Origin of the sequence: Pseudidiomarina atlantica (assembly GCF_000753735.1) — a bacterium.
GTDB classification, from domain to species: Bacteria; Pseudomonadota; Gammaproteobacteria; order Enterobacterales; family Alteromonadaceae; genus Pseudidiomarina; species Pseudidiomarina atlantica.
In genome coordinates this window covers 174,653-194,969 of sequence record NZ_JPIN01000006.1, presented here as the reverse complement: position 1 = coordinate 194,969, position 20,317 = coordinate 174,653, and the positions used below count along the sequence as shown (strand labels likewise).

20 protein-coding genes and 1 tRNA gene are annotated in these 20,317 nt (G+C 50.3%); 17 read left to right on the top strand and 4 right to left on the bottom strand.

The features are described from left to right. The first annotated feature begins 7 nt into the window (after positions 1–7). The 4 genes from parC to IDAT_RS06840 are packed head-to-tail and all read left to right on the top strand — an operon-like array spanning position 8 to position 4,815. Entirely contained in the window at positions 8–2,254 is a 2,247-nt protein-coding gene (parC, locus tag IDAT_RS06855; protein WP_211250588.1) for a DNA topoisomerase IV subunit A, read from the top strand. Positions 2,255–2,314: 60 nt separating this feature from the next. Next, entirely contained in the window at positions 2,315–3,046 is a 732-nt protein-coding gene (locus tag IDAT_RS06850; RefSeq protein WP_034732194.1) for a 1-acylglycerol-3-phosphate O-acyltransferase, read from the top strand. Further along, positions 3,046–3,405 (top strand): ribonuclease E inhibitor RraB, encoded by a 360-nt coding sequence (rraB, locus tag IDAT_RS06845; protein WP_034732192.1) that lies wholly within the window; start codon positions 3,046–3,048, stop codon positions 3,403–3,405. The genes IDAT_RS06850 and rraB overlap by 1 nt, the downstream gene beginning before the upstream one ends. Positions 3,406–3,456: 51 nt before the next feature. Continuing rightward, a complete protein-coding gene (locus IDAT_RS06840) occupies positions 3,457–4,815 on the top strand; it encodes a GntP family permease (RefSeq protein ID WP_034732190.1) in 1,359 nt (452 codons plus the stop codon). On the opposite strand, the gene IDAT_RS06835 is transcribed toward IDAT_RS06840, so the two are convergent. The 3 genes from IDAT_RS06835 to pepA are packed head-to-tail and all read right to left on the bottom strand — an operon-like array spanning position 4,810 to position 9,643. After that, positions 4,810–7,662 (bottom strand): valine--tRNA ligase, encoded by a 2,853-nt coding sequence (locus tag IDAT_RS06835; protein WP_034732188.1) that lies wholly within the window; start codon positions 7,660–7,662, stop codon positions 4,810–4,812. The genes IDAT_RS06840 and IDAT_RS06835 overlap by 6 nt on opposite strands. Positions 7,663–7,671: 9 nt before the next feature. Next, positions 7,672–8,133: a DNA polymerase III subunit chi gene (locus IDAT_RS06830; RefSeq protein WP_051986633.1), complete on the bottom strand. Its 462-nt coding sequence runs from the start codon at positions 8,131–8,133 to the stop codon at positions 7,672–7,674. 4 nt (positions 8,134–8,137) lie between these two features. Beyond that, entirely contained in the window at positions 8,138–9,643 is a 1,506-nt protein-coding gene (gene pepA, locus IDAT_RS06825; protein WP_034732186.1) for a leucyl aminopeptidase, read from the bottom strand. 123 nt (positions 9,644–9,766) lie between these two features. Here pepA and lptF point away from each other — a divergent pair, with 123 nt between their 5' ends. Both lptF and lptG read left to right on the top strand, forming a co-directional pair. Then, entirely contained in the window at positions 9,767–10,870 is a 1,104-nt protein-coding gene (lptF, locus tag IDAT_RS06820; RefSeq protein WP_034732184.1) for an LPS export ABC transporter permease LptF, read from the top strand. A gap of 1 nt (position 10,871) precedes the next feature. Beyond that, entirely contained in the window at positions 10,872–11,948 is a 1,077-nt protein-coding gene (gene lptG, locus IDAT_RS06815; RefSeq protein WP_034732183.1) for an LPS export ABC transporter permease LptG, read from the top strand. Here lptG and IDAT_RS06810 read toward each other — a convergent pair. Further along, the gene (locus tag IDAT_RS06810; RefSeq protein ID WP_034732182.1) at positions 11,945–12,463 is read right to left on the bottom strand and encodes an RDD family protein; all 519 of its coding nucleotides are present in this window, start codon (positions 12,461–12,463) and stop codon (positions 11,945–11,947) included. The genes lptG and IDAT_RS06810 overlap by 4 nt on opposite strands. A gap of 199 nt (positions 12,464–12,662) precedes the next feature. On the opposite strand from IDAT_RS06810, the gene IDAT_RS06805 reads away from it, so the two are divergent. The 11 genes from IDAT_RS06805 to IDAT_RS06755 all read left to right on the top strand — a co-directional run bounded on the left by IDAT_RS06805 (position 12,663) and on the right by IDAT_RS06755 (position 20,269). Further along, a tRNA-Leu gene (locus IDAT_RS06805) sits at positions 12,663–12,749 on the top strand. Positions 12,750–12,951: 202 nt separating this feature from the next. Further along, positions 12,952–15,312: a ribonuclease R gene (rnr, locus tag IDAT_RS06800; RefSeq protein ID WP_034732181.1), complete on the top strand. Its 2,361-nt coding sequence runs from the start codon at positions 12,952–12,954 to the stop codon at positions 15,310–15,312. Between the two features lie 9 nt (positions 15,313–15,321). Continuing rightward, positions 15,322–16,074, top strand: coding sequence for a 23S rRNA (guanosine(2251)-2'-O)-methyltransferase RlmB (gene rlmB, locus IDAT_RS06795; protein ID WP_034732180.1), 753 nt, complete (start codon positions 15,322–15,324; stop codon positions 16,072–16,074). After that, on the top strand, positions 16,025–16,519 hold the full coding sequence (locus tag IDAT_RS06790) for a hypothetical protein (protein ID WP_156099494.1): 495 nt from the start codon (positions 16,025–16,027) through the stop codon (positions 16,517–16,519). The genes rlmB and IDAT_RS06790 overlap by 50 nt, the downstream gene beginning before the upstream one ends. Positions 16,520–16,646: 127 nt before the next feature. Continuing rightward, positions 16,647–17,018, top strand: a complete 372-nt coding sequence (gene rpsF, locus IDAT_RS06785; protein WP_034732178.1) for a 30S ribosomal protein S6 — start codon at positions 16,647–16,649, stop codon at positions 17,016–17,018. A gap of 25 nt (positions 17,019–17,043) precedes the next feature. After that, a complete protein-coding gene (priB, locus tag IDAT_RS06780) occupies positions 17,044–17,352 on the top strand; it encodes a primosomal replication protein N (RefSeq protein ID WP_425277392.1) in 309 nt (102 codons plus the stop codon). A 10-nt stretch (positions 17,353–17,362) separates the two neighbouring features. Next, the gene (gene rpsR, locus IDAT_RS06775; RefSeq protein ID WP_006956988.1) at positions 17,363–17,590 is read left to right on the top strand and encodes a 30S ribosomal protein S18; all 228 of its coding nucleotides are present in this window, start codon (positions 17,363–17,365) and stop codon (positions 17,588–17,590) included. A 43-nt stretch (positions 17,591–17,633) separates the two neighbouring features. Continuing rightward, positions 17,634–18,086: a 50S ribosomal protein L9 gene (rplI, locus tag IDAT_RS06770; protein WP_034732177.1), complete on the top strand. Its 453-nt coding sequence runs from the start codon at positions 17,634–17,636 to the stop codon at positions 18,084–18,086. 136 nt (positions 18,087–18,222) lie between these two features. After that, a complete protein-coding gene (locus IDAT_RS06765; RefSeq protein WP_034732176.1) occupies positions 18,223–18,777 on the top strand; it encodes an RNA polymerase sigma factor in 555 nt (184 codons plus the stop codon). Continuing rightward, positions 18,770–19,300, top strand: a complete 531-nt coding sequence (locus IDAT_RS06760; RefSeq protein ID WP_034732174.1) for a hypothetical protein — start codon at positions 18,770–18,772, stop codon at positions 19,298–19,300. The genes IDAT_RS06765 and IDAT_RS06760 overlap by 8 nt, the downstream gene beginning before the upstream one ends. Before the next feature lie 15 nt (positions 19,301–19,315). After that, a complete protein-coding gene (locus tag IDAT_RS06755; protein ID WP_034732173.1) occupies positions 19,316–20,269 on the top strand; it encodes a DUF4097 family beta strand repeat-containing protein in 954 nt (317 codons plus the stop codon). Positions 20,270–20,317 lie beyond the last annotated feature (48 nt).

The window sequence follows — 20,317 nt, the reverse complement described above, 5'->3', positions numbered from 1 at the left end:
TACGAGCATGTCGATGGATACCAACATTGTCGAACGCATTCCGCTACGCCGTTTTACTGAAGACGCGTATCTAAACTATTCAATGTACGTCATTATGGACCGCGCCTTGCCACACATTGGTGACGGTCTGAAGCCGGTGCAACGGCGGATCATTTATGCCATGTCGGAGCTAGGGCTATCGGCGCTAGCGAAATATAAGAAATCAGCGCGTACGGTCGGTGACGTGCTCGGTAAATTTCACCCGCATGGTGACAGCGCTTGCTATGAAGCTATGGTGCTGATGGCGCAACCGTTTTCATATCGGTACCCGCTGGTTGACGGACAAGGTAACTGGGGCTCTCCCGATGATCCCAAATCCTTTGCTGCGATGCGCTACACCGAAGCGCGGTTATCGCGCTTTAGCGAGGTACTACTTAGCGAGTTAGGGCAGGGAACCTCAGATTGGGTGCCCAATTTTGATGGTACTATGAAAGAGCCGCGGATACTGCCGGCTCGTTTGCCTCACATTCTACTTAATGGCGTCACCGGTATTGCGGTTGGTATGGCGACGGATATTCCGCCGCATAATGCACGTGAGGTCGCTCATGCCTGTGCGTTGCTGCTGGAAAAACCAAGCGCTGATTTAACTGAGATCATGGAGCACTTGCGTGGTCCAGATTACCCGACTGATGCTGAAATCATCACGCCGCACGATGAAATCGTGAAGCTCTATGAGTCAGGTCGCGGAAGTATCCGGATGCGTGCCAAATATGCACTGGAAGACGGAGAAGTGGTGATTTATGCGTTGCCACATCAAGCATCGGGCGCCAAAGTGCTAGAGCAAATCGCCGGGCAAATGCAAGCGAAGAAATTGCCAATGGTATCGGATTTGCGTGATGAGTCCGACCATGAAAACCCTACGCGCTTGGTCATTGTACCGCGTTCCAATCGGGTTGATATTGAGCAAATGATGCAACACTTGTTTGCGACTACCGACCTCGAGAAACAATACCGCGTTAACTTGAACATGCTCGGCCTAGATGGTCGTCCACAAGTAAAACCGATTCTGAACGTTTTGCAAGAGTGGCTGCAGTACCGTCAACAAATAGTTGTGCGCCGCTTGCAGCATCGCCTAGATAAAGTGCTGGCACGCTTGCACATCTTAGAAGGTTTGCTGATTGCGTATCTGAATATTGATGAAGTGATTGCCATCATTCGTTATGAAGATGAGCCAAAAGCTGAGTTAATGAAGCGCTTCCAACTGACCGAAACCCAGGCTGAAGCAATTCTTGAGTTGAAATTACGGCACTTGGCGAAACTCGAAGAAATGAAGCTTAAAGGCGAACAAGACGAGTTAGAGAAAGAGCGCGAGCAGCTTGAATTATTATTAAGCTCTGATCGTCGTCTGAAAACGCTCATGCGCAAAGAAATTCTAGCTGACGCTGAGAAGTATGGTGATGATCGCCGTTCACCGCTCGTCGAGCGCGAAGAAGCCAAAGCACTCAGCGAGCGTGACTTGACACCTGCTGAACCGGTTACCGTGGTGCTGTCGCAAAAAGGTTGGGTCCGTGCCGCCAAAGGACACGATGTTGATGGTACTAGCCTCGCCTATAAATCTGGCGATAGTTTCTTAGCCAGTGCACAAGGCAAGAGTAATCAACAAGTGGTGTTCCTCGATAGCTCTGGTCGTAGCTTCTCCTGTGAAGCGCATTTGTTGCCTTCGGCACGCACGCAAGGTGAGCCATTAACTGGGCGTTTTAGCCTCGTTTCCGGTGAAACCATTGATCAGGTGATGATGGCTAAAGATGAGCAGCGTTATTTGTTAGCCTCTGATGCGGGCTACGGTTTTGTTTGTAAATTTGCTGATTTGGTGAGTCGTAATAAGAACGGTAAAGCTATCTTAAACCTGCCAACGGGGGCGAAAATTTTGCCACCGAACAAAGTTGAGTCACTTGAGAATGACATGTTGGTGGTCGTCTCTAATGAAGGTCGAATGCTAATCTTCCCAGTTGCCGATTTACCTGAATTAGCCAAAGGTAAGGGCAATAAGATGATAAGTATTCCGGCGCTGCGAGCACAATCTCGCGAAGAGTACGTAGTAGCAACCAATGTAGTGCCTGCAGACGCAGCGATTACCTTACTTGCGGGTAAGCGTAAGCTGACGTTGAAACCAGCAGACCTTGAGCATTATCGCGGTGAGCGCGGACGTCGTGGCAACAAGTTACCGCGCGGTTTACAGCGCGTCGATGCGATTGTGGTCGAAAGCCAAGACTGATCGGACGTTTTTTTAGTGTAAAACAGGTATACTAGCGAGCTGCAATCATAAGGAGACTGCATGCTCGCTGTTGTACGTATATTTTTATTAGGTCTGTTTATTGTTCTATCCGCTGTTATTGGCGTTATTGCCTGTGCTTTACGGCCATTTCATCCTAACAACACGCCGTTTTGGGCGCACTGGTACGGGCGCATGCACCGTATTTTGGGTGTTGAGCTCGAAATTCGTGAGCCTGAAGGGATCGAGGATAAAGGCCCATACGTCTACATCGCGAACCATCAAAATACCTATGATATTTTCACCCTCAGCCGAGCAATGCCCAAACGTTCGGTGAGTATCGGCAAGAAAAGCCTTAAATGGATCCCCTTTTTCGGTTGGTTGTATTGGCTGGCCGGTAACATTCTTATCGATCGCAAAAATACGGGTCGGGCGCGCGGCACCATTGATCAGGCAGCACAAGCGATTCGCCAGAAAAAGATCTCGGTGCTGTTGTTCCCAGAAGGAACACGAAGTTATGGTCGGGGATTACTGCCGTTTAAAACTGGCGCTTTCCGCACCGCACTGCAAGCGGAAGTACCAATCGTGCCGATCTGTGTGTCGAATCTACACGGGCGGATAAAACTGAATCGTTGGAATAACGGCAAAGTGATCATTGAGATGCTTCCCGCCATTGACACCTCAGGCTATTCTGGTGACAGTGTGCGCGCGCTGGTAGCAAAATGTCATGAAGCGATGCGTAGCAAAATTAGCGAACTTGACCATGAACTGGCGCTTGCCGAGGAGTCAAAGTAATGACTATGAGTAAAGAAGAAATTCAACAACAAACAGCCGAAACTATCGCTGCATTGTTAGACGATGGCGCGCCTGCAGATGCTGATTTTCCGATTGAGCATCACCTGGCGAGTCCGGACTTTACCAAGCTAGAGAAAGCCGCTGTAGAACTAGTTAAGGTTGGTTTCCACGTTGATGATGCCGACGAGTTCGAGCTCGACGATGGCACGCGGTGGTTCGCATTTGCGGCGCTTAGCGAATTGCCGTTGGATGAAGCGCAACTGATTGAACAAGCGCAACAAGTGAATGATATTGCCAAAGCTACCGGGGTCGAATACGATGGCTGGGGCACGTATTACGGTAACGACGAAGAAGAATAAAGCAGTCAGCACGTTGCCGAGCCCCCAATAACAATAACAAGGGGCGTAATCATGATTGCAGATTTAGGTCTTATTGCCGGCGTGGCGCTACTTATTTGGTTGGCGCTGCGCGGTGTCAACATCCTGCTCGCGGTGCTGCTGTCGATTTTATTGATCGGTCTTACCAACAGCATTCCCATCGCCGATGTTTTTCTTCAACACTTTCCATTTGGCGCTTCTGGCGCATTTAGCTTTGCTGGCAACTTCCTTCTTTTGTTTCTATGTGGCGGTTTGTTTGGACGCGTCATGGCCACTAGCCATGCGGCTCAAGGTGTCGCTATGGGCATTGCCCGACGGCTTGGTCAACGGCAAGCCTTGTGGATCGCGATGCTCGTTTGTGCATTGTTAACCTACGGCGGTGTAGTGGTTTTTGTCGTGATGTTTACCATGTATCCGATTGGCGTCACCTTGATGCGCACGGCAAACATTCCAAGACGCATCTATGCCGCTGCTATCGCGCTAGGTGCGGGCACTTTTACCATGACAGCGTTACCGGGAACGCCTTCTATTCACAACGTCATCGCGGCTCGTAGTTTGGGTACGGACCTCTTTGCCGGTGGTTGGCTAGGAATTGTTGCGGCCTTAGTGATGATGTTTGTCGGTATGTGGTATCTACAGTGGCAATGGCGTCGCGCTGTTGCCAATGGAGAAAACTATGTAGCCAACGATAAAGATCAACAAATGGCAGCGTTAGCGCCCAGCGATGATGCCAACCTACCGAGTCTAATGCGGTCAATTGCCCCTGTGGTAATTGTGTTAGCGACCATAGTGCTACCACGACTGCTGCAAAGCTTTGGTTTGACCTATGAATGGCAGAGCTTTGCCGCCGGTCAACCGGTATTATGGGCGAGTTTTGCCTTATTAGTCGGTAGCTTGAGCTGTTGGTTATTGTTTGCACCGTTGCGAGGACAGTTTGTCACTGCAGCAGGGCGCGGTGTCGATGATGCGATGCTGCCCTTGATCAATACCGCCGCGGTAATTGGCTTTGGTGGCGTAGTGATTCAAACTAGCGGTTTTCATGAGTTTGCCGGTTGGTTGCTTGGCTTAGAAATACCTTCGTTGTTGTCCGTTTTTGTTTCGGCCAACTTGATTTCCGGGGTGACTGCTTCGGCGTCTGGTGGCCTACAAATCTTTATGTCGAGCCTCGCTCCAGAATATCTAGCGGATGGGGTGGCGCCGGAGTTATTGCATCGGATTGCTAATCTAGCTGCGGGTGGCTTAGATTCGCTGCCGCACTCGGGGGCAGTGATTGCGCTGTTTACGCTGATGGGGTTGAGCCACAAAGAAGCCTATAAAGACATCTTTGTGGTCACCGTACTGATTCCAATGCTTGCTGCATTAGTGGCAGTGGTTGCGGCGCTGCTATTATAGCGCCGCAATTTTTGCCCGTTGTTGCTGTAATTGCTGCAGCGTTTCTTCGGCGTTTTGCAGCTTCTCGCGTTCTTTTGCGATAACCTCTGCTGGCGCTTTCGCAACGAAGTTTTCGTTACTTAACTTACGCGCAAACATAGCAACTTCTTTCTCTGCTTTTTCCAGTGCCTTATCGAGCCGCGCCAACTCGGCCGCGGTATCGATGAGACCCGCCATTGGAATATGAATCTCCATACGTCCAACTAGCGCGGTTGCTGAAGCCGGAGCATCGTCAACCGTCGCTAGAAACTCTAGTGACTCTAACTTTGCCAAAGCACTCAAGAAGTTGGCATTTTGCTCCAACCGCGCTCGTGCAGTGTCGTCGGCATTGGCAATCAATACCGGCAATGGTTTGCTTGGTGATAGATTCATTTCGCCGCGAATATTGCGGATCCCAACAATCACTTGCTTTAACCATTCCATATCGTCACGGGCATTCGCAAAGCGTTCAGGTTGTGGCTGTGGGTATGCCTGTAACATGATAGTGTCGCCGTTAGCGCCAGCAAGCGGGGCAACACGCTGCCAAATCTCTTCAGTGATAAATGGCAGCAGCGGGTGCAATAAGCGCAAAAGCTGCTCGAGAATAGTCACCAGAGTATTGCGCGTGCCACGTAACTCAGCTTCAGAGCCGTTAAACAGCACAGGTTTGGTCAGTTCCAGATACCAGTCGCAGAACTGATTCCAAGTGAACTCATAAGCAATCGCCGCAGCTTGGTCAAAACGATAGTTATCGAGCGCATGGCGGAACTGCTTCGCCGTATCGTTAAAACACTCAATGATCCACTGGTCGGCAAGCGAAAGTTGCAGTTCACCACCTTGCACCCCGCAATCTTGCTCTTCAGTGTTCATAAGCACGTAGCGACTTGCGTTCCAGAGCTTGTTACAGAAGTTCCGATAGCCTTCGAGGCGCTTCATGTCCCAGTTAATGTCGCGTCCAGTTGAAGCCAGTGCGGCAAGGGTAAAGCGCAACGCATCGGTACCATGCGCGGTGATGCCTTCAGGGAATTGTGCTTGAGTGCGTTTGGCAATTTTTGCTTCGAGCTGTGGCTGCATCATGTTGGCCGTGCGTTTCGCCACCAAGGTCTCGAGGTCGATACCGTCAATCATGTCGAGTGGATCCAGCACGTTGCCTTTCGACTTCGACATCTTTTGTCCTTCTTCGTCACGGATCAAACCGGTAACGTAGACGGTTTTGAACGGCACTTGCGGTTTGCCATTCTGGTCTTTCAAGAAGTGCATGGTCATCATGATCATGCGCGCCACCCAGAAGAAAATGATGTCAAAACCTGTAACTAGCACATCAGTCGGGTGGAAGGTGCGTAGGTCGTCTGTGTCTTCCGGCCAGCCCAAGGTAGAGAAGGTCCAAAGGGCTGACGAAAACCAAGTATCCAAAACGTCATCGTCTTGGCGCAAATTTACATTTGCATCCAAATTGTTTTCAGCGCGTACTTCTGCTTCATCACGGCCGACGTAAACGTTGCCATTATCATCGTACCAAGCAGGAATACGATGTCCCCACCACAGTTGGCGTGAAATACACCAGTCTTGGATATCGCGCATCCAAGCAAAATACATATTCTCGTATTGTTTTGGCACAAACTGGATGTCGCCGTCTTCTACTGCTTTAGTGGCGACTTCAGCAAGCGGGGCGACGCGCACATACCATTGATCGGTCAGATGTGGCTCAATTGGCACACCGCCACGGTCACCATATGGAACTTTGTTGGTATGCTGTTCGACTTTGTCGAGTAAGCCGGCAGCTTCAAAGTCAGCGACCACTTGTTTACGCGCATCGAAACGATCTAAGCCTTGATAGGCTGCTGGCAAGGTACCATCGAAGCCATCAATAGCATCAATAGCTTCACCGGTTGCAGTGTACAAACCTGCTTGCCGACGCACTTTGGCGTGATCATCAAGCACCGCAATCATCGCCATTTGATGTCGTTTGCCAATTTCATAGTCGTTAAAGTCATGGGCCGGGGTGATCTTCACGCAACCGGTACCAAACTCTTGATCGACATAGCTGTCGGCAATAATAGGAATGCGCCGATTCACCAGTGGCAACTCGATAAACTTACCTACTAAAGTTTGGTAGCGTTCATCGTCAGGGTGCACGGCGACACAGACGTCACCGAGCATGGTTTCAGGGCGTGTCGTCGCAACCACTAGGTAATCTTTACCATCCGCAGTTTGCGCGCCGTCCGCAAGTGGATAACGCAAATGCCAGATATGACCTTGTTGCTCTTTGTTCTCCACTTCGAGGTCAGAAATTGCGGTTTGCAACTTCGGATCCCAATTGACCAAACGCTTACCACGGTAAATTAAGTTCTCCTTGTGTAAGCGCACAAAGACTTCTTTAACCGCGTTCGATAATCCTTCGTCCATAGTGAAACGCTCACGGTCCCAGTCGACCGAGTCACCGAGGCGACGCATTTGGCTGGTGATAGTGCCACCGGACTGCGCTTTCCACTCCCACACTTTCTCGATAAAGTCATCCCGACTCATATCTGTGCGGTTGATGCCTTGTGCCGCCAACTGCCGCTCGACTACCATTTGGGTAGCGATACCAGCGTGGTCTGAGCCTACTTGCCAGAGCGTGTTGTGACCATCCATCCGCTTGTAGCGGGTGAGAGTGTCCATGATGGTATGCTGAAAAGCATGTCCCATATGTAAGCTGCCGGTCACGTTCGGCGGTGGAATCATAATGCAGTAGCTGCTGCCCTGGCCGGAGGGTTTGAAATAACCTGCCTGCTCCCATTTTTCATAGAGCGCTTGCTCAATAGCATGTGGCGAATACGTTTTGTCCATGCGAAACCTTCACGACGTTAATGAATTGGTTGTTGCTAATTCTACCGCGTTTACGGTACTCAGGTTAACGCCTTGCTGGCGATACCATTTAAATCTTTCACGCGCTAATTGACGCTGCGCGTCAGCACTAGGTACTTGATCGATGATCAACTGTGCCCCGGCAAATTGCGGGGCGGTTGGCATTAAGTTGACAATGACTTTGCAGCGTCGCGTCGCAACCGCTGCCTCAGGCCAACAGAGCTCAACCGGTGCGCCTTGCGGTGGTCCTTCGCCGGCTAGGTTGTGTGGGATAAAAGCATCTGCAGGGCGTTGCCAGAGTAATTCATCCAGCGCTTCAGCTTGCGCTTTATCGGCGCACCATACGCGCACGCTTCCAAGCTCACGCCAACGTTCGGCGATTACTTGGCACAATAACGGCAGTTGCTGCTGTTCGGCAACGCCATCCATGACGTAGAAAATGCCGTGTACCATAGGCTTAATCCTGCTGCCCAGAACCAGCGCGGTTCAAGAGAAATTGCGTTAACAGCGGCACCGGACGCCCAGTTGCGCCTTTTTTCGCGCCGCTGCGCCAGGCGGTACCCGCAATATCCAGATGCGCCCAATGATACTTCTTGGTAAACCTTGATAAGAAGCAAGCAGCGGTAATAGTGCCGGCGTCACGCCCACCGAGGTTAGCCATATCGGCAAACGGGCTCTCCAGTGCTTCTTGATATTCATCCCATAGCGGTAAGCGCCATGCCCGATCACCACTTTGTTCCGCCGCGCTCAGTAATTCATGAGCTAACGGGTTGTGACTACTCATGAGACCACTGGCATGGTGACCAAGGGCAATGATACAAGCCCCAGTTAAGGTCGCAATATCAACCACAGTGTCTGGATTGAAACGCTCAACGTAAGTGAGTGTATCGCACAGCACGAGACGACCTTCCGCGTCGGTATTCAGCACCTCTACGGTTTGTCCGCTCATGGTCGTTAGCACATCACCAGGACGATAGGCTTTACCGTCAGGCATGTTTTCACAGCCGGCGATAGCGCCGATGACATTGATCGGCAGATTCAGCTCCGCTAAGGTCTGCATCGCACCCAAAACAGAGGCTGCGCCACCCATGTCGTATTTCATTTCGTCCATGTTGGCTGACGGTTTGATAGAAATACCACCGGCATCAAAGGTGAGACCCTTGCCGACTAACACGATCGGCGCTACGTCAGCTGCCGCGCCTTGGTAGTGCAATAACGTGAGCACTGACTCATGTTCTGAACCGCGCCCGACCGCAAGATACGCATTCATGCCAAGCTCCGCCATCTGCGCTTCGTCGACGGCGCTGAATGACAGCTTGTCGTAATGCTCCGCCATTTGTTCGGCTTGCTCGGCTAAGTAGCGTGGCGTACAGATGTTCGGTGGCATATTGGCAACGTCGCGACAGACATTCATGCCTTTACTTACGGCCAAACCGTGTTGAATTGCTTTTTCGCCCACTGGGAGTTCGCGCCTTGTTGGGACGTTAAATACCAGCTTGCGCAATGGCCGACGTGGCTCTTCCTTGCGCGTTTTTAAATGGTTAAAAGTGTATAAACCAGCTTGTGCTGCTTCGACCGCTTGACGGACTTTCCAGTAGGTATCACGACCTTTAACATGCAGCTCACTGAGAAAACAAACCGCTTCCATTGAACCTGTTTCATTCAAAGTATGAATGGTTTTCTCGATAATTTGTTTATACTGACGTTCATCGAGTTCACGTTCTTTCCCACAGCCGACGAGCAAAACGCGCTCGCTGAGAATGTTAGGAACGTGGTGGAGCAGTAAAACCTGTCCGGCTTTGCCTTCGAGATCACCGCGACGAAGAAGGTTGCTGAGATAGCCTTCACTGACTGCGTCGAGTTGTTCAGCCACACCAGATAAACGGCGTGGTTCAAAGACTCCAACGACGATACAGGCAGAACGTTGTTTTTCCGGACTGCCGCTTTTGACGCTAAACTCCATAGGTGCTCCTGTTTTCTGCGGTTGACAGGGTAGGGCTGCCATAGAATAATTCTTGGTAAAACGACAAGTTTACTGAAAAATTGCGTATTTTCCAGCAAAAACCAAAGTTAAGAGTGGTCACTAGTGCGTATATTCCGCTATTTAATGCGAGAAACCTTTAAATCTCAGATCGCTGTTTTAGCGGTCTTGATGACCATTTTTGTCAGCCAAAAATTTGTTCGAGTGCTCGCTGACGCCTCAGCAGGCGAAATCCCCGGCGAATTGGTGATCAAATTACTCGGTCTAAATCTGCCCGCACTGGCGGCGTTGATCCTTCCATTGAGTCTCTTCTTGGGTATTTTGCTTGCCCATGGCCGCATCTACGCGGACAACGAAATGACAGTTTTGCATGCCTGTGGGGTCAGTGAGTGGTATGTCACGCGCGTGACCTTGGTGTTAGCAACGATCCTTGCCATTGTCACGGCAACCCTAACTTTGTGGTTGGTGCCTTGGTCGCTCGAGCAAGAACGGCAAGTCGAAGAACGCGCGCGTTCCGATACAGGGCTTTCGGTCATTATGCCGGGGCGCTTCCAACAAGCGAGTAACCAGAAAGCCGTTATTTTCGTGCAAGGCCTCACCGAGACCGGCGAGCTGGATGAAGTTTTCGTTGCCCAGTCATTGCGGGATGAGAATAATCGTGTGATTGGCGGTAGTGTCGTCATGGCCGATACCGGCAACGTGGTAGCGAATGAAAGCGGTTCACAACAGCTGGTATTGAATCGCGGTACGCGTTATGCCCGCAGTGGAGAAGATAGCGATTATCAGGTCATGGAGTTTGGTAATTACCAGTTACAGATCAAAGAACAAGAGGCGACGGAGTACATTCGCAAATTAGAAGCCTATGAAACTACCGAGTTGTGGCAAGAGAATAATCCTGAAGCGGCGGCTGAATGGCAGTGGCGTGTTGCAATACCGCTAGCAATGCCGCTATTGACGCTGATTGCGGTACCTCTAAGTCGGGTTAATCCACGTCAAGGCAAGTTTGCGCGCATGACACCGGCACTGCTGATTTATCTAGGTTACTTCTTATTGCTAATGGCAGCACGTTCAGCGGTCGCTGATGGAGCTATTCCGGCGTGGATAGGACTGTGGTGGATTCATGTGTTGTTACTGCTCTTTGGTCTTATTCTGGTGGGCAAAGGCCGGCCGTTTGGTTTGCGTTTGTTAGCGCAGTTGCGGAGGTCGTAAGATGCTGAAATTTACCATTCTAGACCGCTACATTATGCGCTCAGTGTTAGTGACTTCGTTACTGAGTTTGGCCGTGTTAGCTGGCTTGTCATCCTTAATTCGCTTTGTTGAGCAGCTTAAATCAGTTGGGCGCGGCACTTATTCGGTGGCAGAAGCAGGTTTGTTTGTGCTGTACAGCCTACCGCGCGATATTGAAGTGTTTTTTCCCATGGCAGCTTTGCTCGGCGGCCTTATCGGTATGGGGATGTTGGCGAGCAACTCGGAGTTAGTAGTGATGTTAGCTGCGGGGCGTTCACGCTTGAACATTGTTAGCTCGGTGATGAAAGCGGCCGTGGTGATGATGCTGGCGGTAATGGCGATGGGCGAGTGGGTCGCTCCGCAAATGGAAGCGCAGGGGCGGGAACTTAGAGCTTCGGCAATTTCTGGTGGCAGTTTGATCTCCGCGCAACAAGGGGTATGGGCTAAAGATGGTGCCAACTTTGTCAATATCGCGGAAGTTGAAGACACAGGACGACTGCGCGATCTAACGGTTTACGAGTTTGGTGCGCAGCGGCAACTTACCTCTGTGTTATTTGGCGCCACGGCAGTGTTTCAAAATGGTCAGTGGGTGCTGAGCGGGGTTACGAAAACGCAATTCTCGCTAGAAAAAATTGATCAAGAGAATCTTCCTCGGTACGTTTGGGAGTCGTCTCTGACCCCCGATAAACTGGGTGTCGTGACGGTAAAGCCAGAGGCACTATCGATATCAGGGCTGCTTGATTATCTGGATTATTTATACGCCAACCAACAAGCGAGCGAACGTTATGAGCTGGCGCTCTGGCGTAAATTACTAGCACCACTCACCGTGGCTGTGATGTTGCTGGTGGCGTTGTCATTTATTTTTGGTCCACTGCGTTCAACCACGATTTGGGCGCGCATTATACTTGGTGTTGTGACTGGCTTTGGTTTTCACGTCAGTAACGAAATATTCGGCCCCTTAGCGCAGGTCTATCAGTTACCTCCAGTGGCAGGCGCTGCCCTACCAAGTTTGCTGTTTGCCGGCGCGGCGCTATGGCTGATGCAGCGCCGCGGAAGCTAGCGTAGTTCTTTCCAGTAATACAACTGATTCGCTTCTTTCGAGAGAGTAACCATTTCAGTACCGGCCGCGTAATCATGCCAGGCGCGGCGATTTTTGAAGTCGACGAGGACCCATAAGTTACCGATGCCGAATGCGCACGTAAGCACACGTACTAAGGCTTGCTTTTTGGTGATCAGGGAACCATCGCGTTGCTGCACCTTCAAGCGCCATGCGCGCATCCCCAGTGTTTGCCCACTGCGATACCAAAACCAGCCAAAAAATAGACCTAAAATTCCGATAATATAGAGACTGTAAAGTGGGGAACTATTCAGCCAAGCGGCATGATCCATCCCCGCTGGCAAAGTGACTGCACCCGTTGTGGTTAATAAAGCCGCGAACCCCAATGCGAGACCTGAGGCCAACATAATAATAGCGACGGCCACTAGTAAGTCGTAGACCCACGCAGCTAAGCGCCGCCAAAATGAGGCACTTGGGAATGTAGCGTGTAATTGTTGCGAAGCACTTTGTGAGCTCATGACCACTCCGAGAAAATCTAGGCTTAATGATTATCCTTGATGGTCGCCGAAGAGGCAAGAAAAGCACCTTCGAGTATGGTAATAGTGCAGATTTGCTCATGTTTTAGCCGAACAGTTAAAATCCCAATAAATTTTCTTGATCGGAAACTTAGCTTGCGTATAATGCCTCGCACTACCGACACACAAGTCAAATCTTCAAGCCGAAGTGGCGGAATTGGTAGACGCAGCGGATTCAAAATCCGCCGCTGGTAACAGCGTGGGGGTTCAAGTCCCCCCTTCGGCACCATTAAAATCAATATCTTAAACATAACCCATCTATTGTGAGCTGTTAAAACTAGCTGGTATACACTGGTATAGTTTGACCAACGCTTGGTTTACATCTTCTAAAGCTTGTTACCATCCTGTGCATGCGGTGTTTATCGCAATTCTCTGTTATGCTTAAGCACATCGGAAACACACGAATCAACGTGAGTTTACCTCGAGGTAATATGACTAAAGAAAAAAATCAAGAAACGCACGAACAACCTGAATACGAGGTTGAGATTCCGTCGCGCGAACAACTGCTAGAGGCGGTCGAAGCACGTCTCAAGCCAACCACGTTCGAAGAAATTATTGAGCGCTTCAAATTGACCGATGAGCGTCAACACATCGGCGTTAAGCGCCGCCTTCGCGCAATGGAGCGCGACGGACAGTTAATCTATACCAAGGCGAATGCCTACGGCTTGCCAAGCCGCATGAATTTAATCAAAGGTCGCATTATTGGCCACCGCGATGGCTTTGGTTTCTGTAAACCGGACGAAGGCGGTGCAGACTTATTCATTTCACCGAATCAGATGTACACCGTAATGCACGGTGATCGCGTGCTGGTGCAAGAGCAGGGCAAAGACAGCAAAGGGCGCCGTGAAGGGCGCATCGTACGGGTCATAGAACCCCGTGAAGGTAATATTGTTGGGCGCTTCTTTATTGACCACGACCTTGGTGTTGTGGTGCCAGACGATAGTCGCCTGAATCAAGACATTCTAGTGCCTGAAGAAGCGCGGAATGGCGCTCGGCATGGGCAGATTGTGGTGGTCAAAGTCACCCACCGGCCGAACCGCAGGACGAGCCCTATTGGTGAAGTGGTTGAGATACTGGGTGAACATATGGCGCCGGGTATGGAAATCGAAATCGCCATTCGCGAGCATGATATTCCAACTGAGTGGAGTGCCAAAACGGAGCAAGAAGTTGCCCGTGTCGCCGAAACTGTGCCTGAAGAAGCTTATGCGGATCGTATCGATTTACGCGCTTTGAAACTTATCACCATTGATGGTGAAGATTCACGCGACTTTGATGATGCTGTCTGTGCCGAACGCGAAGGTGATGGCTGGCGCTTATGGGTGGCAATAGCGGATGTTAGCTATTACGTGCGACCTAATACAGCGCTCGATAAAGACGCGCTAGAACGCGGTAATTCGGTTTATTTCCCGAATTTCGTAGTGCCAATGCTGCCCGAGAAACTGTCGAACGGTTTGTGCTCACTCAATCCGGATGTCGATCGGTTGTGTATGGTAGCCGAAATGAAAGTTTCAGCTCATGGCAAGTTGCAACACAGTAAGTTTTATCCGGCAGTTATGAAGTCTCATGCCCGCTTAACTTATACTAAGGTTGCGGCGATGCTCGATGGCGATCCGAAGTTACGTCAAGAGTATGACCACGTGCTAAGTAACGTGGAAGAGTTGCACAACTTGTTCAAAGTATTGAAACGTGCCCGCCAAGCGCGTCATGCTATTGAATTTGAAACCTTAGAAACGCGGTTTATTTTCAATGCTGAGCGCAAAATTGAAAGCATTGAGCCAGTGCGCCGTAATGTCGCCCACACTATTATTGAAGAATGCATGATTATGGCCAACGTGGCCACCGCGCGGCTAATTGAAGAGCACGACGAGGCCGGAGCCTTGTTCCGTGTGCATGAGCCACCAGCAAGTGAGCGTCTTACCAATTTCCGCAGTTTTTTAAGTGAACTTGGGCTGACTTTGAAAGGCGGTGACGATCCGAGTCCCGCTGATTATGCCGAAGTGCTTGAACAAGTGCGCGAACGGCCTGATGCTGAGCTGATTCAGACCATGTTGTTACGGTCGATGCAGCAGGCCGTTTATAGTCCTGATAATGCCGGACATTTTGGCTTGGCACTTGACGAATATGCCCACTTTACCTCGCCCATTCGGCGCTATCCGGATTTAGTTTTACACCGTGCTATTAAGTCGCTGTTGAAAAAGCAGCAAGGTCCGAGCAAGGCCTTGGAAGGAGCTTGGATGTACCCGGATGAGCAACTTGATGAACTCGGCGAACATTGCTCAATGACAGAACGCCGCGCTGATGACGCGACCCGTCAGGTTGATGAGTGGCTTAAGTGCGAGTACATGCAAGACCATATTGGTGAAGAGTTCGGAGGTGTCATCGCCTCGGTCACCAATTTTGGTCTATTTATTCGTATCGACGATTTGCACATTGATGGTTTGATTCACGTAAGTAGCCTAGATAACGATTACTATCATTTTGATAATGAAAAACACTTGCTGATCGGTGAGAATAGCCGCCGCGTCTATCGTCTTGGTGATAAAGTTCGCATTCGCGTTCGCAGCGTCAACCTTGACGAACGGAAAATCGATTTAGCGCTACTTGCCGCCGAGAGTCCTGCCGGCAAAGACCGTATGGCGGGTGGCTGGAAAAAAGATGAAGCTGCTGGCGACAAAGCTGGACAACAGCCGCCACGGAAAAAGAACAAACAGCAAAAGAAAGCTCATGTCAAAGCCAAGCGCGCGAAAGTTGAAGCCAAGCGCAAAGCAATGAAAGGCAAAAAGAAAAGGTAACTCGGTCGTATGAGTAAGAAAGTAATGGTTTTCGGCTTACATGCAGTGCGAGCGCTGTTGGAACGTCATCCAGAGCGCATCATTGAAGTATTTGCGCAGCGTGAGCGTCAAGATCAAACCCTACAACAACTGATTCAACAGGCGCAAAAACTGGGCTTGCGCGCACAGTTTGTGCCGAAGCAGACGCTTGATAAGAAAGCCGAGGGTGGCAATCATCAAGGGGTTATTATCGTTGCTCAAGAAGCCCCCTTACTAAGCGACAATGACCTGCCTGATCTCATCGCGAAATATCAAGGTCGACCGTTATTTCTGGTGCTTGACGGCGTCACCGACCCGCACAACTTAGGCGCTTGCTTGCGTACGGCTGATGCGGCCGGGGTAACGGCTGTAATCGTTCCCAAGGATAAATCTGCCAGTCTTAATCCGACGGTACGTAAAGTTGCCTGTGGCGCAGCGGAAACCGTGCCATTGGTGCAAGTCACTAATTTGGCTCGGGCCTTGAAGCAGTTACAGGAATTACAAGTGTGGGTAATGGGGACCGCTGGTGAAGCCGAGCAATCCGTTTATGCAGTCGATTTAACGGGACCCGTCGCCTTAGTCATGGGGGCAGAGGGCGACGGTATGCGCCGCCTCACTCGCGAAACCTGTGACGAACTGATCAAGATTCCATTGCTAGGAACAGTTTCGAGCCTGAACGTATCGGTGGCAACCGGTGTTTGCTTATTCGAAGCTGTGCGCCAACGTCAAACTGCTCAAGGGTAACCCAGTGAAGAAAATGCCATTACTGCGCTTACGTCCGATTATTCTATCCGTTATCGTGATGGTACTGTTGGCCTTGGCATGGTTGCCTACCGGTGAATTTGCGCCAGGAGACCGCACCAACAAACCACAGCTTTATGTTAGTTACGAAGCGGCGACTACGCCTGAGCTTGATGATGTAATTTTTGATGTGCAACAGCGCATTGAACAACGCCATGAGTGGCGCATAGTTGAGCAACCTGCTGCTTACGCATGGCAATTGACCGTACGTGTAGAAGTGGCTGAGCAGTTAGTGATTAACGGTCGTCTAGCGACGCCACAAGCAGCGTCCGAGCAACGCTTCAAAGTACAGGGACCGCCCGCTGCCCAAGGAGCATTGCCAGAGCAATTTGTGAAAGTACTGATTGATCTCGTCGAAAATGGCGAAACAGCCCGCGCTGGCTTGTGATCGGGCGAAAAATCAGCTACACTCCCGCCGCTTAAATCAGTCTGATGTTAATTCACTAAAAGAAAGCGTTCCTTGCTGCTGCGGTGTGACTGAGCCAATCAGTAGCTATGAACCATAAGGAGCAGAAATGCGTCATTATGAAATCGTATTCATGGTCCATCCGGACCAGAGCGAGCAAGTACCTGGTATGATCGAGCGCTACAGCGACACGATCAAACAAGGTAACGGCACCATCCACCGTCTGGAAGACTGGGGCCGTCGTCAATTGGCTTACCCAATCAACAAGTTGCACAAAGCACATTACGTGTTGATGAACATTGAAGCGTCAGCTGAAGTTGTCGAAGAGTTGGAAACAGCTTTCCGTTACAACGATGCAGTGCTACGCAACATGATCATGCGTAAAAAAGAAGCTGTGACTGAAGCGTCTCCTCTGACTAAGAAAGAAGAGCGTAAAGGTGATAGCCGCAACGAAGAACAAGACGATAACGAAGCAGCGTAAGCTGGTTTGCTAACGTCAACCTATTGTGGAATTGAGTAATAAGTTTGAATTAGGTGGGGTGTTATTACAGCCACCGAAAGTCACACAAAGTCCAGCCGGAATTCGCCATGTGCGATTTATGCTCGAACATCGTTCGCAGCAATACGAAGCAGGACTCCCGCGTAACGCGTATGTTCGCATACAAGTCGTGATTAGCGGGGAACTCGCTCAGCAATGGGAACCTGATTTGACCGTTGGGATGCAATTACAAGTCAGTGGTTTTTTACACCGTGTAGAAGATCGCAATGGTAACCCCAGACTTGTGCTACATGCCCAGCAACTTGTGAAGATTTGAGGAGACCATCATGGCTCGTTTTTTCCGTCGCCGTAAATTCTGCCGTTTTAAGGCTGAAGGCGTAAAAGAGATTGATTACAAAGATATCGCTACTCTGAAAAACTACATCACTGAGAGTGGCAAAATCGTTCCTAGCCGCATCACTGGCACTTCTGCGAAGTACCAGCGTCAGTTGGCGCGTGCCATCAAACGTGCACGTTATTTGTCGTTGCTGCCTTACACTGATTCACATCAGTAAGCCGGCATCGCGAACGATCTCAGAAACTCAGAGGTAGCGAACAATGGAAATCATTCTATTAGACAAAATTGCCAACTTAGGTAGCTTGGGCGACCAAGTATCTGTTAAGTCTGGCTATGCACGTAACTTTTTGTTCCCACAAGGTAAAGCAGTTCCTGCAACCGACGCGAACGTAAAAGCATTCGAAGAACGCCGCGCAGAATTAGAAGCGAAAATCGCTGCTGATTTGGCTGCTGCTGAACAACGTGCAGAAAAAGTAAACGCACTTGACCCAGTTGTCATCAGCTCTAAAGCTGGTGACGAAGGTAAATTGTTTGGTTCAATCGGTACGCGTGACATCGCTGATGCAGTAACTGCTGCAGGCGTTGAAGTGCAGAAGAGCGAAGTATTGTTGCCAAACGGTACCTTGCGCGAAACTGGCGAATACGAAATCGAATTGCACTTGCATGCCGACGTATTCGCAACCGTGAAGTTGCAAGTAGTTGCTGCTGACTAATTAGTCTAGCAAACCGCTAACAGAAGCCGCAGTCTGGAAACAGATTGCGGTTTTTTTTTTGCTTTTTTTCAGCACGCTGTAAACCTTTGACAGAGAATCTGCGACTCATCTAGCAAGAACAAGAAAGGGATGCGATGTGACGGCACAAGTTTTAACCCACAATAGCTTTCAGGACCCTGATACGGATCTGGTCATGGCAGCAGCGAACGGCAATATCAATGCCTTTCAGCAGCTTTTCGAGCGTCACCAACGCAAGATCTACGCATTGGTTTGGCGCTTGGCCGGTGACAACGCGATGGCAGAAGACCTGACCCAGGAAGTCTTTATTAAGCTATGGGACGTGATAGATAGCTTTCGTGGCGAAAGTAAATTCAGTACTTGGCTGCATACGGTTGCGACGCGCGTGGCCATAAGTGAATTACGTAAGCAGCGGAATTGGCAACAATTACAACTGACGGACGCGAGCGATTATGCCGAACAGCTATCGCACGATGAAGCTCCTGACTTAGGGACGCTTGACCGACTGATGCTGCGGTTGCCGCCACAGACCCGTGCAGTGTTTGTCTTACATTGTATCGAAGGACTGCGACACGAAGATGTCGCGCAAGAATTAAATATAGCGGTGGGCACCAGTAAAGCACAGGTGCACCGCGCGCGAACGATGTTAGAGGAGTGGTTAAGCCATGAGTAAACAAGTACCGCAACAGTCGCTTGACCAGTTGATTACTGCGGCTCGAGAGGGTGATGTGCAACCGACTCCAAGCCGGGACTTATGGGCGGGCATCGAGCATCACTTGCAGCGTCGCGTAGCTGCCAAGCCGCAGCGTCGTTCTTGGCTTGCGTTCACTTGGGCTACGGCAGCTTGTTTGGTGTTAGCGGTCGGTGGCGTAACGTTTTACGGAATGCAATCACCGCAGTTGGCGCAGCAAGCTCCACAAGTTGCTTTGCTAACCATGTTAAACCAGCAACATGAGCAACAGCGACAGCAGTTAGTCACGCATTATCAAACCGTTGGCATGCAACAAAGCAGTGACTACGTTGATGCAGAGTTGCAACAACTGCGCACCAGTATTCAAACGGTCAGCGCACAGCTCGTGGCTGAACCCGATAATCAAGCGCTGTGGCAATTACTACAGTGGCTGTACGACAAAGAGCTCGAGCTTTTGTCGTCTCAATTTACCGTTAGCAACAGTAAACAACTGCAACAGATTTAAACGAGGAAAACGACCATGCAAACATTGAATAAAGTTATGCTAACTGCAGCCTTAAGCTTAGTGATGCTGCCAGCTCAAGCCAAACAAGAGAGCGTCGATCAACGCCTGCAAGTGCCGAGTAACGTCGTGGTGAGTGTCGACAACTTGCGTGGTGACATCGATATTTTAGGTGCTGACATTGATTACGCCGATGTCAAAGGCAAGCTTGACGAATACGCGACCGGCTTCATCTTTGAACTAAATGGCAGCAATTTGACCATCAAGGTTGAGATGCCCGAGCGCGGCAATTTTAGCGGTGATGAAGAAACAGAACTCACGATTCGTTTACCGCTATCAGCCATGTTAGAGGTGAACGGTGTTTCGACTGACTTTGACGTGAAAAACTTCAGCAGTGATGTGCGGGTCAACACGGTCAGTGGTGACATCGAGGCGGATGATTTGAACGGCCGTATTCGCTTAAGTACAGTGAGTGGCGACGTTGATGGCGAACGCCTAGCCGGTGAGGTTGATTTAAAAAGCGTCAGTGGTGATGTTAGCGATGAAGAGAGCCAAGCAACCCGTGTCTCCTATCGCTCTACTAGCGGCGATGTGACGGCTGATACAGTGGCACGCCATGTAACCGCTGAGAGTGTCTCGGGCGATGTGAAGTTACACCTGCAAGAAGTTGATACGCTGCAAATTAAGTCGGTGAGTGGAGATGTCGAGGCCCGCACAGCACTTGCTGCACATGGTCGTATCGAAGCCAACTCAGTCAGCGGTGATGCAAAACTCACTTTAACTGGTGCGGTCAATGCGCGTATCGAAGCTGAAGTGAGCGGCGGCGGTAGTATCGAAAATCGCCTCAATGATGCACGCGTTGATGAATCAGAGTGGGGCATAGGTGCCTCACTGACAACAGAGTTAGGTGACGGTTCGGCACGGGTGGAACTTACCAGTATGAGTGGTGACATCGTATTGCAGAAAAACTAAGCAAGCCATCCGAGTAATTGACAAAGTAGAGGCGGATCGCAGTGCGAT

Coding starts and splice junctions, on each gene's coding strand:
- pepA (WP_034732186.1), bottom strand. CDS start 9,643: ATGGAGTTTAGCGTCAAAAGCGGCAGTCCGGAAAAACAACGTTCTGCC.
- IDAT_RS06850 (WP_034732194.1), top strand. CDS start 2,315: ATGCTCGCTGTTGTACGTATATTTTTATTAGGTCTGTTTATTGTTCTA.
- IDAT_RS06830 (WP_051986633.1), bottom strand. CDS start 8,133: ATGGTACACGGCATTTTCTACGTCATGGATGGCGTTGCCGAACAGCAG.
- IDAT_RS06835 (WP_034732188.1), bottom strand. CDS start 7,662: ATGGACAAAACGTATTCGCCACATGCTATTGAGCAAGCGCTCTATGAA.
- rraB (WP_034732192.1), top strand. CDS start 3,046: ATGACTATGAGTAAAGAAGAAATTCAACAACAAACAGCCGAAACTATC.
- rpsF (WP_034732178.1), top strand. CDS start 16,647: ATGCGTCATTATGAAATCGTATTCATGGTCCATCCGGACCAGAGCGAG.
- rlmB (WP_034732180.1), top strand. CDS start 15,322: ATGAGTAAGAAAGTAATGGTTTTCGGCTTACATGCAGTGCGAGCGCTG.
- IDAT_RS06810 (WP_034732182.1), bottom strand. CDS start 12,463: ATGAGCTCACAAAGTGCTTCGCAACAATTACACGCTACATTCCCAAGT.
- IDAT_RS06840 (WP_034732190.1), top strand. CDS start 3,457: ATGATTGCAGATTTAGGTCTTATTGCCGGCGTGGCGCTACTTATTTGG.
- parC (WP_211250588.1), top strand. CDS start 8: ATGTCGATGGATACCAACATTGTCGAACGCATTCCGCTACGCCGTTTT.
- rpsR (WP_006956988.1), top strand. CDS start 17,363: ATGGCTCGTTTTTTCCGTCGCCGTAAATTCTGCCGTTTTAAGGCTGAA.
- rplI (WP_034732177.1), top strand. CDS start 17,634: ATGGAAATCATTCTATTAGACAAAATTGCCAACTTAGGTAGCTTGGGC.
- rnr (WP_034732181.1), top strand. CDS start 12,952: ATGACTAAAGAAAAAAATCAAGAAACGCACGAACAACCTGAATACGAG.
- IDAT_RS06755 (WP_034732173.1), top strand. CDS start 19,316: ATGCAAACATTGAATAAAGTTATGCTAACTGCAGCCTTAAGCTTAGTG.
- IDAT_RS06760 (WP_034732174.1), top strand. CDS start 18,770: ATGAGTAAACAAGTACCGCAACAGTCGCTTGACCAGTTGATTACTGCG.
- lptG (WP_034732183.1), top strand. CDS start 10,872: ATGCTGAAATTTACCATTCTAGACCGCTACATTATGCGCTCAGTGTTA.